The sequence below is a fragment of the Streptomyces sp. NPDC001904 genome (assembly GCF_040297005.1).
Classification (GTDB): Bacteria; Actinomycetota; Actinomycetes; order Streptomycetales; family Streptomycetaceae; genus Streptomyces.
Genome location: NZ_JBEOYI010000009.1, coordinates 274,479 through 289,537 on the forward strand (window position 1 = coordinate 274,479; position 15,059 = coordinate 289,537).

11 protein-coding genes are annotated in these 15,059 nt (G+C 72.1%); 5 read left to right on the forward strand and 6 right to left on the reverse strand.

The window, feature by feature from the left end; translation table 11 throughout:
* Positions 1-56: 56 nt before the first annotated feature.
* Both ABT127_RS17970 and ABT127_RS17975 read right to left on the reverse strand, forming a co-directional pair.
* Positions 57-1,145, reverse strand: coding sequence for a branched-chain amino acid aminotransferase (locus tag ABT127_RS17970; RefSeq protein ID WP_351450497.1), 1,089 nt, complete (start codon positions 1,143-1,145; stop codon positions 57-59).
* 260 nt (positions 1,146-1,405) lie between these two features.
* Positions 1,406-2,467 carry a 3-isopropylmalate dehydrogenase gene (locus tag ABT127_RS17975; RefSeq protein ID WP_351450500.1) on the reverse strand — a complete coding sequence of 354 codons (1,062 nt, stop codon included), beginning with the start codon at positions 2,465-2,467 and terminating at the stop codon, positions 1,406-1,408.
* A 130-nt stretch (positions 2,468-2,597) separates the two neighbouring features.
* On the opposite strand from ABT127_RS17975, the gene ABT127_RS17980 reads away from it, so the two are divergent.
* Positions 2,598-4,172 carry a purple acid phosphatase family protein gene (locus tag ABT127_RS17980; RefSeq protein WP_351450503.1) on the forward strand — a complete coding sequence of 525 codons (1,575 nt, stop codon included), beginning with the start codon at positions 2,598-2,600 and terminating at the stop codon, positions 4,170-4,172.
* 6 nt (positions 4,173-4,178) lie between these two features.
* Here ABT127_RS17980 and ABT127_RS17985 read toward each other — a convergent pair whose 3' ends face one another.
* The gene (locus ABT127_RS17985) at positions 4,179-4,322 is read right to left on the reverse strand and encodes a hypothetical protein (protein ID WP_351450505.1); all 144 of its coding nucleotides are present in this window, start codon (positions 4,320-4,322) and stop codon (positions 4,179-4,181) included.
* Positions 4,323-4,672: 350 nt separating this feature from the next.
* On the opposite strand from ABT127_RS17985, the gene ABT127_RS17990 reads away from it, so the two are divergent.
* Complete coding sequence (locus tag ABT127_RS17990; protein WP_351450508.1) at positions 4,673-5,608, forward strand: NADP-dependent oxidoreductase; 936 nt, start codon at positions 4,673-4,675, stop codon at positions 5,606-5,608.
* A gap of 95 nt (positions 5,609-5,703) precedes the next feature.
* On the opposite strand, the gene pruA is transcribed toward ABT127_RS17990, so the two are convergent.
* Both pruA and ABT127_RS18000 read right to left on the reverse strand, forming a co-directional pair.
* A complete protein-coding gene (gene pruA / locus ABT127_RS17995; RefSeq protein WP_351450591.1) occupies positions 5,704-7,335 on the reverse strand; it encodes an L-glutamate gamma-semialdehyde dehydrogenase in 1,632 nt (543 codons plus the stop codon).
* A 68-nt stretch (positions 7,336-7,403) separates the two neighbouring features.
* Positions 7,404-8,330, reverse strand: coding sequence for a proline dehydrogenase family protein (locus ABT127_RS18000; protein WP_351450511.1), 927 nt, complete (start codon positions 8,328-8,330; stop codon positions 7,404-7,406).
* 203 nt (positions 8,331-8,533) lie between these two features.
* On the opposite strand from ABT127_RS18000, the gene ABT127_RS18005 reads away from it, so the two are divergent.
* Positions 8,534-9,694: a PucR family transcriptional regulator gene (locus ABT127_RS18005; protein WP_351450513.1), complete on the forward strand. Its 1,161-nt coding sequence runs from the start codon at positions 8,534-8,536 to the stop codon at positions 9,692-9,694.
* Here ABT127_RS18005 and ABT127_RS18010 read toward each other — a convergent pair.
* Positions 9,683-10,267 carry a TetR/AcrR family transcriptional regulator gene (locus tag ABT127_RS18010; protein WP_351450515.1) on the reverse strand — a complete coding sequence of 195 codons (585 nt, stop codon included), beginning with the start codon at positions 10,265-10,267 and terminating at the stop codon, positions 9,683-9,685. The genes ABT127_RS18005 and ABT127_RS18010 overlap by 12 nt on opposite strands.
* A gap of 95 nt (positions 10,268-10,362) precedes the next feature.
* On the opposite strand from ABT127_RS18010, the gene ABT127_RS18015 reads away from it, so the two are divergent.
* Both ABT127_RS18015 and ABT127_RS18020 read left to right on the forward strand, forming a co-directional pair.
* Positions 10,363-11,880 (forward strand): MFS transporter, encoded by a 1,518-nt coding sequence (locus tag ABT127_RS18015; RefSeq protein ID WP_351450517.1) that lies wholly within the window; start codon positions 10,363-10,365, stop codon positions 11,878-11,880.
* Positions 11,881-12,056: 176 nt separating this feature from the next.
* Complete coding sequence (locus ABT127_RS18020; RefSeq protein WP_351450520.1) at positions 12,057-15,011, forward strand: helix-turn-helix transcriptional regulator; 2,955 nt, start codon at positions 12,057-12,059, stop codon at positions 15,009-15,011.
* Positions 15,012-15,059 lie beyond the last annotated feature (48 nt).

Sequence of the window (15,059 nt, forward strand, 5' to 3'; positions counted from 1 at the left end):
CGGCGAACGGCCCCCGTACCGCGTGCGCGGTACGGGGGCCGTTCGGCGTGGTGTGCTCAGCCCAGCCGGTGCATCCAGCCGTGCTCGTCCTGCTTCTTGCCGCGCTGGATGTCCAGGAGCGCCTCGCGCAGCTTCATCGTGACCTCGCCGGCCTCGCCGCCGGACTGCTGCCACTCGGCGCCCGCGCGCTTGACGGTGCCGACGGGTGTGATGACGGCCGCGGTGCCGCAGGCGAAGACCTCGGTCAGCTCGCCGGACGCGGCGTCGGCCTGCCACTGCTCGATGGAGACGCGGTCCTCGTGCGCCGAGTAGCCGAGGTCGCGGGCGACCTGGAGGAGCGAGTCACGGGTGACGCCCGCGAGCAGCGAGCCGGTCAGGGTCGGCGTGACGATCCGGTCCCCGTACACGAAGTACAGGTTCATGCCGCCCAGTTCCTCGACCCACTTGTGCTCGACGGCGTCGAGGTAGGCGACCTGGTCGCAGCCCTTGGCGGCGGCCTCGGCCTGCGCGAGCAGGGACGCGGCGTAGTTGCCGCCGGTCTTGGCGTCGCCGACGCCGCCGGGGACGGCGCGCACGCGGTCCTCGGAGAGCCAGATGGAGACGGGCTTCACACCGCCGGAGAAGTACGCGCCGGCCGGCGAGGCGATGACGATGAACAGGTACTCGGACGCCGGCTTCACCCCGAGACCGACCTCGGTCGCGATCATGAACGGGCGCAGGTAGAGGGACTCCTCGCCGCCGTGCGCCGGGACCCAGTCCTTGTCCTGCTGGACGAGCAGGTCACAGGCTTCGACGAAGGTCTCGACGGGCAGCTCGGGCATGCCCAGGCGCCAGGCGGAGTGCTGGAAGCGCTTGGCGTTCATGTCGGGGCGGAACGTGGCGACGGTGCCGTCGGGCTGGCGGTAGGCCTTGAGGCCCTCGAAGATCTCCTGCGCGTAGTGCAGGACGTTCGTCGCCGGGTCGAGGGAGAGCGGCCCGTACGGCACGAGCTGTCCGTCGTGCCAGCCGCGGCCCTCGGTCCACCGGATCGTCACCATGTGGTCGGTGAAGTGGCGGCCGAATCCGGGGCTCTCCAGGATCGCCTCGCGCTCCGCGGCGGACAGCGGGGTCGAAGAGGGCTTGAGCTCGATCGTGGGCGTCGTCATGGTTGCGTGTCCTTCACCGTTGGTTGTGACGGACCGCGCTCACGTCTGCACTCCTTGTACTAGGACGTCCGAGCTTTCGCGTGCATCGCGGCCCCGCGTTCGATTATCGCGCGCGTAGGGGTGTGCTCGAAACGTGCCTGCCGGACGAGTGCGGAAGGTGATGCGGCCCGGGGTCGATGGTGGCACCCGGGACCGCACAGGAGAAGCCGCCGGGTGCGCGTGGGCGACCCGGCGGCTTCTGTTGCTGAATGCGCGCCGGGTCAGCCGGCTACTACTCGGGCGACGAGCGCGTCACCGATCTCGTCGGTCGAGCGGACTGCCCCATTGAGGGAGTCGCGCTCGCCGAGGTCGGCGGAGACGGCGGTCTCGATGCGCTCGGCCTGCGGCTCGTAGCCGAGGTGGCGCAGGAGGAGGGCGACCGAGAGGACCGTGGCGGTCGGGTCGGCCTTGCCCTGGCCGGCGATGTCCGGGGCCGAGCCGTGGACGGGCTCGAACATCGACGGGAACTCGCGGCCCGGGTTGATGTTCCCGGACGCCGCGACGCCGATGCCGCCGGAGACGGCCGCGGCGAGGTCGGTGATGATGTCGCCGAACAGGTTGTCGGTGACGATCACGTCGAACCGGGCCGGGTCGGTGACCAGGTAGATCGTCGCGGCATCGACGTGGATGTAGTCGGTGGTGACCTCGGGGAACTCCTGGGCCACCTTGTTGAAGATGTTCGTCCACAGGTGACCGGCGAAGGTCAGCACGTTGTTCTTGTGGACCAGCGTGAGCTTCTTGCGCGGACGGGCCTGCGCGCGGGCGAAGGCGTCCCGCACCACACGCTCCACACCGAACGCGGTGTTGACGGAGACCTCGGTGGCGACCTCGTGCTCGGTGCCCTTGCGGATCACTCCGCCGTTGCCGGTGTAGGGGCCCTCGGTGCCCTCGCGGACGACGACGAAGTCGATCTCGGGCTGGCCGGCGAGCGGGGTGGAGACGCCGGGCAGCAGCTTCGACGGGCGCAGGTTCACGTGGTGGTCGAAGGCGAAGCGGAGCTTGAGCAGGAAGCCGCGCTCCAGGACGCCGGACGGCACCGACGGGTCGCCGATGGCGCCGAGCAGGATGGCGTCGTGCTTCTTGAGGGAGTCGAGGTCGGCGTCGGTGAGGGTCTCACCGGTCGCGTGGTAGCGCTTGGCGCCGAAGTCGTACTCCTCGGTCTCCAGCTTCACATCCTGCGGAAGGACGGCGGAGAGGACCTTGAGACCCTGGGCCACGACCTCCTGGCCGATACCGTCACCGGGGATCACTGCGAGATTCAGGATGCGAGAGCTTGCCGACATGGCCGCCACGGTACTCGCTGTCCCATGGGATGACATTCGCTGTCCATCATTCGGACATGCCGTCGTGCGGTCGCCGACTGTTCACCCCCTGGTGTGACGGGAGTTGGGGACCGCTGGGAAGTTGACCCCCATGGAGACCCCCGACGTCGGCATCCCGCCGCGGCTCGCGCGGCGGATGAGCATGCCGGAGCAGTACGAGTACCTGCGGACGCGGTTCGGCAGGCGGCGCGCGCTGGTGACGGCGGGCGCGGTCGCGAGCGGGCTGCTCACCGGCGGCTGCGCGGGCGACGGCCCGGCGGCCGGGACGACGAAGGCCTCGCCCTCGGCGTCCGCGACGCGGGGCTCGGCACTGCCGCCCTTCGGCCGCCACCTCGCGTTCGGCGCGGACCCGCGCACCCAGATGCGGATCTCCTGGCAGGTGCCGGCCGCGGTCCGCGGGCCGTACGTGCGGATCGGTCTGCGCCCCGACGACCTGGGCCGGAAGATCGCGGCCGAGGTGCGCGCGCTGCACACCCCCGGGGTGAGCGGGGTCCGGCTCGCCCTCGACCAGTTCTACGTGCACGCGGCGCTGGACCGGCTGACGCCGGGCACGACGTACTACTACGGCGTCGGCCACGACGGCCACGACCCGGCCGCCGCCGCGCACCGCTCGACGATCGCGCACTTCCGCACGGCCCCCGCGGCGCCCTCGGCGTCCTCGGTGTTCACCTTCACCGCCTTCGGCGACCAGGGCGTCGGCGAGACGGCGGCGTCCAGCGACCATCTGATGCTGCGGCAGGATCCGGCCTTCCATCTGCACGCCGGCGACCTCTGCTACGCGGACGGCACCGGGCACGGCAAGAAGACGGACGGCTACGACCCCGGGTTCTGGGACCTGTTCCTCAAGCAGAACGACCCCGTGGCCCGCACCGTCCCCTGGATGGTGACGACCGGCAACCACGACATGGAGGCCTGGTACTCCCCCGAGGGCTACGGCGGCCAACTGGCCCGCTGGTCCCTGCCGGACAGCGGCTTCGACGCGAAGTCGACGCCGGGCGCGTACACGTTCACGTACGGCAACGTGGGCGTGGTGGCGCTGGACGCCAACGACGTCAGCTACGAGATCACGGCGAATCTGGGGCACAGCGGCGGACGCCAGACGGCCTGGCTGGAGCGCACGCTGAAGAAGCTGCGGGCCACGGACCACATCGACTTCGTCGTGGTCTTCTTCCACCACTGCGCCTACTCGACCTCGGCGCACGCCTCCGACGGCGGGGTGCGCAAGGAGTGGCTGCCGCTGTTCGACGACCACCGGGTGGACCTGGTGATCAACGGGCACAACCACGTCTACGAGCGCACCGACGCGCTGCGCGGCGGGGCCGTCGGCCGGGCCGTCCCGATCGGCGGCACGGCCGACCCCGTGCGCGACGGCATCGTGTACGTCACCGCGGGCGGCGGCGGCCGTGATCTGTACGGCTTCCGGCCCGGCAGCAAGGAGACCTACGAGGGGCACGAGCGGGCGCACCGGCCCGTCGACAGCTTCGTCTGGGCTACGCGGTCGGGGCAGGCCAGGAACGAGACCGTGGACTGGTCACGGGTGCGCTATCGCGGATTCTCGCTGCTCAAGGTCGAGGCGGAGTCCGGGGCGCACCCGCGCCTGAAAGTGTCGGCGCTGGCCCATGACGGCAGGCGCATCGATCACTTCGAGGTGAAACGGGGAGCCTGAGCGGTCTCAGTGACCGGTCTCTCCGCCGTTGTCCCTGCGGTCGAAGGAGCGCTGGAGGGCGGCGGCGGCGCTCTTCGCCGCCCTGCGGTCGGCTTCGGTGGAGGGAGAGACGTGGCGGACTCGGCGGCGGGAGGGCGTCGCAGTGGCCATGGAGATCGACTCCTTGAGATCGCATGAGGTCGCGCGGGAAGCACTGACCCACGGGGATTTCGAGGCGCCGGAAGGGGCGGGGAACCCGAGCTGCAGGGGTTGCCTGCCACGTGCTCGGCTCACGGCCGCCATTCGCCGGATCGGGCGAGTCGTTCGGCTCCTACAAAGCTAGGGCAGGTCTCTGCTTCTGTCTCCACAATTACTCGGACTTCCTACTATCTGAGACGGACGGCACACCGGCCGACGGCCGAACCGGGCCCATGGCGCGGCGCGCGGCCGCCCCCCACGATGGACCCCACAACCGGCCGGGCCGCGGTGGCCCGGCCGGACTCCTGGGGAGGAGTCCCACCATGCGTGTGATCACTCAGCGGCGGCTCGGCGGACCCGACGTACTGGAGTTGGTCGAGGTGGAACGGCCCGTGCCGGGCACGGGAGAGGTACGGGTCCGGGTGCACGCGGCCGGGGTGAACCCGGTGGACCGGATGGCCCGCAGCGGGGAGGCACCGCTCTTCGGCGACCCGCCGTTCACACTCGGCCGGGACCTGTCCGGGGTGGTGGAGGAGGTCGGCCCGGACGTGACCGGGCTGCGGCCCGGCGACGAGGTGTTCGGCATGGTCCCGGGCGGGGCCTACGCCGACTGTGTCGTCGCCCGCGCCGACCACCTCGCCCCGAAACCGGCGACGGTCGACCATGTGCACGCCGCCGCGGTTCCGGCCGCCGCGCTCACCGCCTGGCAGGCCCTGGTCGACACCGGCCACATGGCGCCGGGACGGCGGGTGCTGGTGCACGCGGCGGCGGGCGGGGTCGGGCACATCGCCGTGCAGATCGCCAAGGCCGAGGGCGCGTACGTGATCGGGACCGCCCGCGCCGACAAGCACGAGTTCCTGCGCGGGCTCGGGGTGGACGAGCCCCTCGACTACACGACGACGGACTTCGCCCGTACGGTCCGCGACGTCGACGTGGCCCTCGATCTCGTCGGCGGCGCGTACGGGCCGCGCACCCTGGCGACCGTGCGGCCCGGCGGTCTGCTCGCCTCGGTGGTGCTGTCCGACCCGGGGGTGACGGCGCAGGACGCGCAGGCCCGCGGGGTCACGTTCGTACCGGTGTCGGTGCGGCCGTCGGGGGTGACGCTGGGGAAGGTGGCGGCGCTGATGGCCGCCGGCCGGATCCGGTCGCACGTCTCGGCCCGGTTGCCGCTGGAGGGGGCGGGCGAGGCCCACGAACTCAATGAAACCGGCCGCACCCAGGGCAAGGTCGTGCTGACGCTGGTGGAAGGGGTCGGCTGAGCGCGGCCCGGTGGGGGCTGCGGCCGAACGGCAAAAAACACCGCCCCCCGGCCGGAGGGGGGATCTGGCCAGGGGGCGGGGACCTGCGGAGGGTGTCAGCCCATGTGCGGGTACGTGTAGTCGGTCGGCGGGACCAGGGTCTCCTTGATGGCGCGGGTCAGCGTCCAGCGCATCAGGTTCTGGGGCGCACCGGCCTTGTCGTTCGTACCGGAGGCACGACCGCCACCGAAGGGCTGCTGGCCGACGACGGCACCGGTCGACTTGTCGTTGATGTAGAAGTTGCCGGCGGCGTAGCGCAGCTTCTCCATCGTGTACGCGGCCGCGGCACGGTCGTTGGCGATGACCGAACCGGTGAGCGCGTAGTCGGAGACCGACTCCATCTGCTCCAGGACGGCGTCGTACTGGTCGTCCTCGTAGACGTGCACGGCGAGGATCGGGCCGAAGTACTCGGTCGTGAAGACCTCGTTGGCCGGGTCGGTGCACTCGATGACGGTCGGGCGCACGAAGTAGCCGACGGAGTCGTCGTAGGTGCCACCGGCGACGATCGTGCAGGAGTCGTCGGCCTTGGCACGGTCGATCGCGGCCTTGTTCTTGGCGAACGAGCGGTCGTCGATGACGGCGCCGATGAAGTGCGACAGGTCGGTGACGTCACCCATGGTGATGCCGTCGACCTCGGCCGCGAACTCCTCCTTGAACCCGTCGTTCCAGATGGAGGCCGGGATGTAGGCGCGCGAGGACGCGGAGCACTTCTGGCCCTGGTACTCGAACGAGCCGCGGGTCAGGGCCGTCTTGAGGACGGCGCGGTCGGCGCTCGGGTGGGCGACGACGAAGTCCTTGCCGCCGGTCTCGCCGACGAGGCGCGGGTAGGTGCGGTACTTCTCGATGTTGGTGCCGACCGTCTTCCACAGGTGCTGGAAGGTCTTGGTCGAACCGGTGAAGTGGATGCCCGCGAGGTCGCGGTGGTTCAGGGCCACGTCGGAGACGGCGATGCCGTCGCCGGTCACAAGGTTGATGACGCCCTTGGGCAGGCCGGCCTCCTCCAGGAGCTGGAGCAGCAGGACGGCGGCGTGCGTCTGCGTCGGGGACGGCTTCCAGACCACCACGTTGCCCATGAGGGCGGGGGCGGTGGGGAGGTTGCCCGCGATGGCCGTGAAGTTGAACGGCGTGATCGCGTAGACGAAGCCCTCCAGCGGGCGGTGGTCCATGCGGTTCCACACGCCGGTGGAGTTCGCCGGGGGCTGCTCGGCGAGGATCTGGCGGGCGTAGTGGACGTTGAAGCGCCAGAAGTCGACGAGCTCGCAGGGGGTGTCGATCTCGGCCTGCTGGGCGGTCTTCGACTGGCCGAGCATGGTCGAGGCGGCCAGGGTCTCGCGCCACGTCGTGGAGAGCAGCTCGGCGGCGCGCAGGATGATCGCGGCGCGGTCGTCGAAGGCCATCGCGCGCCAGGCCGGGGCGGCGGCCAGGGCGGCGTCGATCGCGTCCTGGGCGTCCTGGGTGGTGGCGTTGGCGTACGTGCCGATGACGGCCTTGTGGTGGTGCGGCTGCACGACGTCGAAGCGCTCGCCGCCACCCATCCGCTTCTCGCCGCCGATGGTGCAGGGCAGCTCGATCGGGTTCTCGGCCAGCTCCTTGAGCTTGGCCTCCAGGCGGGCGCGCTCCGGGGAACCGGGGGCGTAGCCGTGCACCGGCTCGTTGACCGGGGCGGGGACCTGGGTCACGGCGTCCAGCGTCATGGGTCCGTATCTCCTTCGGGGGGTCGGGGGAGTCGGGTTCTGTCTTACGGAAGCGGTGGGGCTCAGCCCTTGGTGAGGATCGAGCGGCCGAAGAACAGCAGGTTGGCCGGCTTCTCCGCGAGGCGGCGCATGAAGTACCCGTACCAGTCGGTGCCGTACGCGGTGTAGACACGCATCCGGTGGCCCTCGGCGGCGAGCCGCAGGTGCTCCTCGCTGCGAATGCCGTAGAGCATCTGGAACTCGTACTCGTCCAGCTTGCGCCCGGCCTGGCGGCCCAGCTCCTGCGCGATGGAGATCAGGCGCGGGTCGTGGGAGCCGATCATCGGGTACCCGTCGCCCTCCATGAGGATGCGCATGATCCGGACGTACGCCTTGTCGATCTCGGCCTTGTCCTGGTACGCGACCTCGGCGGGCTCCTTGTAGGCGCCCTTCACGATGCGCACGCGGCTGCCGGCGGCGGCCAGGCGGCGGGCGTCGTCCTCGGTGCGGAAGAGGTAGGACTGGATGACGCAGCCGGTCTGCGGGAAGTCCTTCCGCAGCTCCTCGTGGATGGCGAACATCGAGTCGAGGGTGGTGTGGTCCTCGGCGTCGAGCGTGACCGTGGTGCCGATGGCGGCGGCGGCCTCGACGACCGGGCGGACGTTGGCGAGGGCCAGCTCGTGGCCGTTCTCCAGCGCCTGGCCGAACATGGAGAGCTTCACGGACATCTCGGCCCTGGCGCCGAGGCCGAGGTCCTCGAGGTGCTCGATCAGCTCCAGATAGGCGTCGCGGGCGGCGTGCGACTGCTCGACGGTGGTGATGTCCTCACCGACGACGTCGAGGGTGACCTCCAGGCCCTTCGCGGCGGCATCCTGAACGACCGGGATCACGTCGTCGACGGTCTCGCCCGCGATGAAGCGGTCGACGACCTGCTTGGTGCCCGGCGCAGCCGACACGAAGGCGCGCATCTTGTCGCTGCGCGACGCGGCGAGGATCAGGGGAGCCAGCACGGGGCACCTCCATGGAGCATGAGTTGCGGATAGGCCGAACCCGCGTAAAGCACGGATAGCAGGCATTGCGGGAACGGCACGTGGAACCACCGTGAAATCTAAGGATCCCTCCGATCCTGTGCCATTGACAGCTGTCACGCATCTGTGGCCGCCACCTCAGACATCTGTATGAAGGGACGCCTGAGGTGGGTGAGAATGGTGGGGTGAAGGGTGACTACCAGGAACTGGTCGACGAGATCTCGGCGCTGCTCGGCGCCCCGGCGACGCTGGAGAACCGCGATTTCCGGCTGATCGCGTTCGGCCAGCAGGTGAGCGCCGACGAGTACGACGAGGCGGCCCTCGACCCGGTGCGCACCCGCTCGATCCTCACGCGCAGTTCGACCTCCGCGGTCCGCGCCTGGTTCGAGGGGTTCGGCATCGCCCGCGCCACCGAGCCGGTGCGCATCCCGGCCACCCCCGAGGCGGGCGTCTACCGCGGCCGCATCTGTCTGCCGGTGCGCCACCGCGGATTCGTGCTCGGCTACGTGTGGCTCCTGGACGACGAGCCGGGGCCCGCCCAGGAGCAGCTGGACGCGGCGATGGAGGTCGCGGGCCGGATCGGCGCCCTGCTGGCGGACGAGGCGCAGGCGGGCGCCGACCTGACCCGCGAGTTCCACTCGGTGCTGACCGCCGAGCGCGGCTGGCAGCGGGACATGGCGGTGGCCGCGCTGCGGACGGCCCTCGGCACCCGGGCGGACGGGCTGCACGCGGTGGTGTGCGTGGCGCCCTGGCCCTCGGCCGACCCGGACGACGCGCCGTCGGTCCGCACCCTTCCGGCGGCGGACGCGCTGTGCACCGTCCCCTGGGGTGCGACGGGCCAGTGCCTGGCGCTGCTGGTGCGGCTGCGCTCCTCGGAGGTGCTGACACCGGCGCTCACGGCGGCGGAGAAGCTGCGGGCCCGCGCGGGTGCGGGACCCGTCGCGGCCGGCATCGGCGCCCCGCGCACCGACCTGGCCGAGCTCGCCACGTCCTGGCACGAGGCGCGGGCCGCCGCCCGCACCGCGCTGGCCAACCCGCGGCTCGGCCCCGACGCCCAGTGGTCGGCGATCGGCCCGTACCGCCTGCTGACGGCGCTGCCCGCCGACTCCGCGCACGACCCGACGCTGACCGCGCTGCTCTCCCCCGCCCACCGCCAGCTGGCGCACACCGCCGAGGTGTTCCTCGACTGCGCGGGCCAGGCGGGCCGCACGGCGGCGGCCCTCGGCATCCACCGCCAGACCCTCTACTACCGCCTGTCCCGCGTGGAGCAGCTCACCGGCCTCGACCTGGACGAGGGCGAGGACCGGCTGCTGCTGCACATGGGGCTGAAGGCGTCACGCCTGTGAAGCCCGGGCCGCTTCGATCAACTGCCGCATGCCCGAGGTGAGTTCGTCGGCGGTCGGCGCGGTCTCCGGGTCGAGCATGTGCTGTGCGATGACGCCGGCCATGAGGGTCATGTAGAGCTTGCCGAGCGTGTCCACGCTCGGGTCGTCCGCGGGCGGCTCCTCGCCGCCCAGGAACATGGGGATCACCCCGCGCCCGCCCTCCCGCTGGGCCGTCGCCACGAAGTCGCGCGCCGCGGGCATCTTGTCCCCGATGACCATCATCTCCATGCCCAGGTGCCAGATGGATCCGGGCTTGCCCATGGTGTCGATGACGTTCGACCACACCTCGTGGAAGCGCTCCAACGAGCCTGCCGGCGTGGCCAGTTCACCGCCCCGGTCGAAGTCGTCGGAGTGCTCCTCGACGAGCGCGATGTAGGCCTGCGCGAGCAGCAGGTCCTTCGATCCGTAGTGATAGCCGATGGACGCCAGGTTCGTCCCCGACTCCTTGACGATGTCGCGCGCCGTGGTGCGGGCGAACCCCTTCTCCATCAGGCAGCGCTTGGCGCCTTCGAGCAGATCATCGCGATGTCCCATGCGGTCACCGTACCCCGGTCCATACGACTGTTCTAGACATTCGTCCTATACATCCGTACTAGACAAGCGTTTAAGACGCCCGTACAGTCCTGCTCATGACGAACCCGACGAGCACCACCACAGCCCCCAACTCCCGTGCGGGGCGCAAGGAATGGACCGCCCTGGTCGTCCTGATGCTGCCTCTGCTCCTGGTCTCCATGGACGTCTCGGTGCTCTACTTCGCGATCCCCCAGATCAGCGCCGACCTGGCGCCGACCGGCACCCAGCAGCTGTGGATCTTCGACATCTACGCGTTCGTGCTCGCCGGGCTGCTGATGACGATGGGCTCGCTCGGCGACCGCATCGGGCGCCGCAAGCTGCTGCTGACCGGCGCGGTGGCCTTCGGCGCGGCGTCCGTCTGCGCGGCGTACGCGAACAGCGCGGAGATGCTCATCGCGGCCCGCGCCGTGCTCGGCATCGGCGGCGCCACGCTCATGCCGTCCACGATGGCGCTGGTGCGCAACATGTTCCGCGACGCCGGGCAGCGGGCGAAGGCCATCGGCATCTGGTCCGGCGTGATGACCGGCGGCATCGCCCTCGGCTCGGTGATGAGCGGCATCCTCGTCGAGCACTTCTGGTGGGGCTCGGTGTTCCTGGTGAACCTGCCCGCGATGGTGCTGCTGCTGATCCTGGCGCCGCTGCTGCTCCCCGAGTTCAAGGACCCGCAGCCCGGCCGCTTCGACCTGCTGAGCGTCCCGCTGTCGATGGCCGCCGTGCTCCCCCTCGTCTACGGCGTCAAGGAGATCCCGTCCGAGGGCTTCGAGCCGCAGTACGTCGCCTCGATCGCCGTCGGCCTGGTCTTCTCCCTCCTCTTCGTCCGCCGCCAGCGCCGGTCCGCGTCGCCGCTGATCTCCCCCGCCCTGTTCCGGCACCGCGGGTTCGGTCCGGCCGTGCTGCTCAACCTGATCTCGGCGTTCGCGATGCTGGGCTCGGCGTACTTCACCACGCAGTACCTCCAGGCGGTGCTCGGCATGAGCGCGCTGGAGGCGGCCCTGTGGGCGCTGCTGCCCAGCGTCCTCATCGGCTGCGCGGCGCCCGTCGCCACCGTCCTCGTCCAGCGCGGGGTGCACCGCTCCACCGTCGTGGCGATCGGCTTCCTGACCAGCGCCTGCGGCTACGGCCTGCTGGCCCTCACCGGTACCGACTCCCTGTGGACCGTGCTGGCCGGGGCCGGCGTGCTGGCCTGCGGCGCGGTCATCGTCGGCTCCCAGCTGACCGATCTGGCGCTCGGCGCGGCTCCGGCCGAGAAGGCGGGCGCGGCCTCGTCCCTGCTGGAGACCGGGCAGGAGTTCGGCGGGGCGCTCGGCATGGCGGTGCTGGGCTCGATCGGCACCGCCGTCTACCGGCACGATCTGGTCGGCGCGCCGGACGAGGCCCGCGAGACGCTGGGCGGGGCGCTCGCCGTCGCCCGGCAGCTGCCCGGCCGGTCGGGCCAGTCGCTGCTCGTCGCCGCGCGGGAGGCGTTCACCAGCGGGATGCACGTGGCGGCGTTCGCCGGGATCTCGGTGCTGCTGATCGCGGCGCTGCTGGCGGCCCGCGCCCTGCGCAACACGTCGGCCGACGTCCCCGCCTGACCTGGTCCGTTGTCACCTGCGGCCCGGTGGCCTCTTCTCGCGCAGTTCCCCGCGCCCCTGAGGCATGCGCTGCGCGCAGCCTCTGTTGATGAGATGCCGCACGAAGTGCGCATCTCAGGGGCGCGGGGAACTGCGCGACCAGCCACGACGAGAGGCGCGCATGCCAGGATGGGCGCGTGGCACAGACTTTCGGTACGCCGTTCATCGGCCGCGAGGCCGAACTCGCAAGACTCACCGGCGTGCTGGAGCGAACGGCGGCCGGCGACCCGCGCGCCGTCCTGCTCGCCGGCGACGCGGGAGTCGGCAAGACCCGCGTCCTGACCGAGGCCGCGGCCCACGCCGCCGCCACCGGCACGACCGTCCTGACCGGCCACTGTGTGGACCTCGGCGACGTGGGCCTGCCGTATCTGCCCTTCACCGAGATCCTCGGCACCGCCGCGGCCGACGAGCGCCTCGCCCCGGCCTTCGCCGCCCACCCCGCGGTGGACCGCCTGATCGGCTCGGCCGGGACCGCGGCACCGGACCCCGGCTCCCGCCTCCAGCTCTTCGAGGGCATCGCGGGCCTCCTCGCCGACCTCGCCGACCTGGCCCCGCTCCTGCTGGTCGTCGAAGACCTGCACTGGGCCGACCAGTCCTCCCGCGACCTGCTCCGCTTCCTGCTCAGCCGGGGCGTCCTCCAGCGGCAGGGCCCCTCCGGCCCGCCCCGCCGCATCGCGGTCTTCGCCTCGTACCGCACCGACGACCTGCACCGCCGCCACCCCCTGCGACCGCTGCTCGCCGAGCTGATCCGGCTGCCCGCCGTCGACCGGCTCGACCTGCGCCCGCTGACCGACGCGGACGTGGCGCGGCTCGTGCGGGCGCTGGGATCCGGTCCCGTCCCCGACAGCACGGTCCGCCGGATCGTCGACCGCGCCGAGGGAAACGCCTTCTACGCCGAGGAGTTGCTGGCCGCGCTCCCCGGCGACGAGGGCCTCGGCAGCCTCGGCGACGTCCTGCTGATCCGCATCGAGCAACTCTCCGACACCACACAGCAGGTGCTGCGCACGGCGGCCGTCGCCGGGCGCCGGGTCGGGCACGACCTGCTGCGCGACGCCGTCCGACTGCCGCAGGACGAGCTGGAGTCGGCGCTGCGCGAGGCCGTCGGGCACCAGCTGCTGCTGCCGGACGACGACGGCACGTACTCGTTCCGGCACGCCCTCACCCGCGAGGCCGTCTACGCGGACCTGCTGCCCGGCGAGCGGGTCCGGCTGCACGGCCTGTTCGCCGAACTGCTCGGCCGCCCGGGCCATCCGCCGCAGAGCGCGGCGGAGCGCGCCCACCACTCGCGCGAGAGCCACGACCTGGCCGACGCGCTGACGGCCTCCCTCGAAGCCGCCGAGCACGCCCAGCGCGTCGGCGCGCCCGCCGAGGAGCTGCGCCACCTGGAGAGCGCCCTCGACCTGTGGGCCGCGGTGGACGCATCCGCCCGCCCCGCGGACACCGACCCGGTCGCCCTCACCCTGCGCGCCTCGGCGGCCGCCGCCCGGGCGGGCGACCCGCATCGCGCGGTCCAGCTCACCCGCCACGCGCTCGCCCAGGCCGGACCCGACACCGACTCCGAACTCGCGGCCCGGGTCCGCTACACCCTGGCGGGCAACCTGATACGCATCGACCACCTGGAAGCCGCCTTCACGTACAGCAGCGAGGCGCTGGCCCTGATCCCGGCCGAGCCCCCGTCCCGTACGTGGGTGTGGGCGGCCGCGACCCATGTCCTGGCCGCCCGGAACGTGGGCCGCGACGAGGACGCCGAGCAGATCGCGCGGCAGGCGCTCGCCGTCGCCGAGGAACTGCGGCTGACCGACGCCCAGGCCGACCTGATGGTCTCCCTGGTCGGCCTGTCCCCCGACAACCGGCACACCGAGCCGGGCCGGGAGCGGCTGGCCCGGGCCCGTGACCTGGCCCGCGCCGCCGGGAACCTCCCGGTCGAGATGCGGGCCCTCTACAGCCTCGCCCTCGGCTGCTACGAGTCGGGGGACATGGACGCCTGTCTGACCTGGCTCGGCGACGGCATCGACCGCGCCCGCCGCGCCGGTCTGCTCTCCTCCCCGTACGCCCTGGAACTGCGCTACTTGCAGTCCCTGCTGCTCTACACGCTGGGCCGCTGGGACGAGTGCGCGGCGGCGGCCGCGACAGACAGCGAACTGCTCCCGACCGCGGGCGGGTTCACCACCGCGCCCGCGCTGTACGTCGCCCTGGCGCGCGGCGACCTGGACACCGCCGTCGAGGGCGCGCGCACCCTGCTGAGCGGCCCCGCTGACTGGATGGCCACCCTCGCCGCGAGCATCCTGCTGACCGACGCGGCAGCCCTGCGCGGTGCGGCCGACGACTCCGCGCGGCAGGTGCGGGCCGCGATCGACGCCCTCGCGGAGAACTCCTCCACCGCACTGCCCGACGTCCTGGTGCGGCTCGCCGCGCTGGCCCTGTCGCCGGTCGCGGACGCGGCGGAGGCGGCCCGCCTGTCCGGTGACACGGCGGGCGCCGAGCACTGGACGCGGACCGCCGACGAGCTGGTCGGACTGGCCAGGACCACGGCGGCCCAGGGCGACGACGGCACCCCCCAGGGACCCGAGGGCCTGGCCTGGCTGGCCCGCGCCGAGGCCGAGCGGACCCGCGCCGCCACCGGTCCCGACGTGGCGGCCTGGGAGCGGGCCGTGACGGCGTTCGGCTACGGCGATCCGTACGAACTGGCCCGCTGCCGAAGGCGGTTGGCCGAGGCGCTGCTCACCGCCGACCGCCGCGAGGAGGCCGCCGAGCAGGTCCACCAGGCCCTGGAGACCGCCGTGCGGCTCGGCGCCGGACCGCTGCGCGAGGACCTGGAGGCCCTGGTCCGGCGGGGCCGCCTCTCCCCCGCCCCGGCCGACGGGGACCGCATCGCCGCACTGACCGCGCGGGAGAGCGACGTGCTGCGGCTGCTCGGCCGCGGGCTCACCAACCGGAGGATCGGCGAGGAGCTGTTCATCAGCGGCAAGACGGCGAGCGTCCACGTCTCCAACATCCTCGCCAAGCTGGGCGCGGCGAGCCGCACCGAGGCGGTCGGCATCGCCTACCGCGAGGGCCTGATCGAGCCCGCGGAAACCGGCGGGAACGGCTGAGGGCCGGGCCACCCGCGGGTGACCCGGCCCTCAGTTGTACCGGTCTCG

Bases quoted from the DNA above. Each gene is read 5' to 3' on its own strand.
- ABT127_RS17990 (WP_351450508.1), top strand. From the start codon at position 4,673: ATGCGTGTGATCACTCAGCGGCGGCTCGGCGGACCCGACGTACTGGAG.
- ABT127_RS18015 (WP_351450517.1), top strand. From the start codon at position 10,363: ATGACGAACCCGACGAGCACCACCACAGCCCCCAACTCCCGTGCGGGG.
- ABT127_RS17980 (WP_351450503.1), top strand. From the start codon at position 2,598: ATGGAGACCCCCGACGTCGGCATCCCGCCGCGGCTCGCGCGGCGGATG.
- ABT127_RS18010 (WP_351450515.1), bottom strand. From the start codon at position 10,267: ATGGGACATCGCGATGATCTGCTCGAAGGCGCCAAGCGCTGCCTGATG.
- ABT127_RS17985 (WP_351450505.1), bottom strand. From the start codon at position 4,322: ATGGCCACTGCGACGCCCTCCCGCCGCCGAGTCCGCCACGTCTCTCCC.
- ABT127_RS17970 (WP_351450497.1), bottom strand. From the start codon at position 1,145: ATGACGACGCCCACGATCGAGCTCAAGCCCTCTTCGACCCCGCTGTCC.
- ABT127_RS17975 (WP_351450500.1), bottom strand. From the start codon at position 2,467: ATGTCGGCAAGCTCTCGCATCCTGAATCTCGCAGTGATCCCCGGTGAC.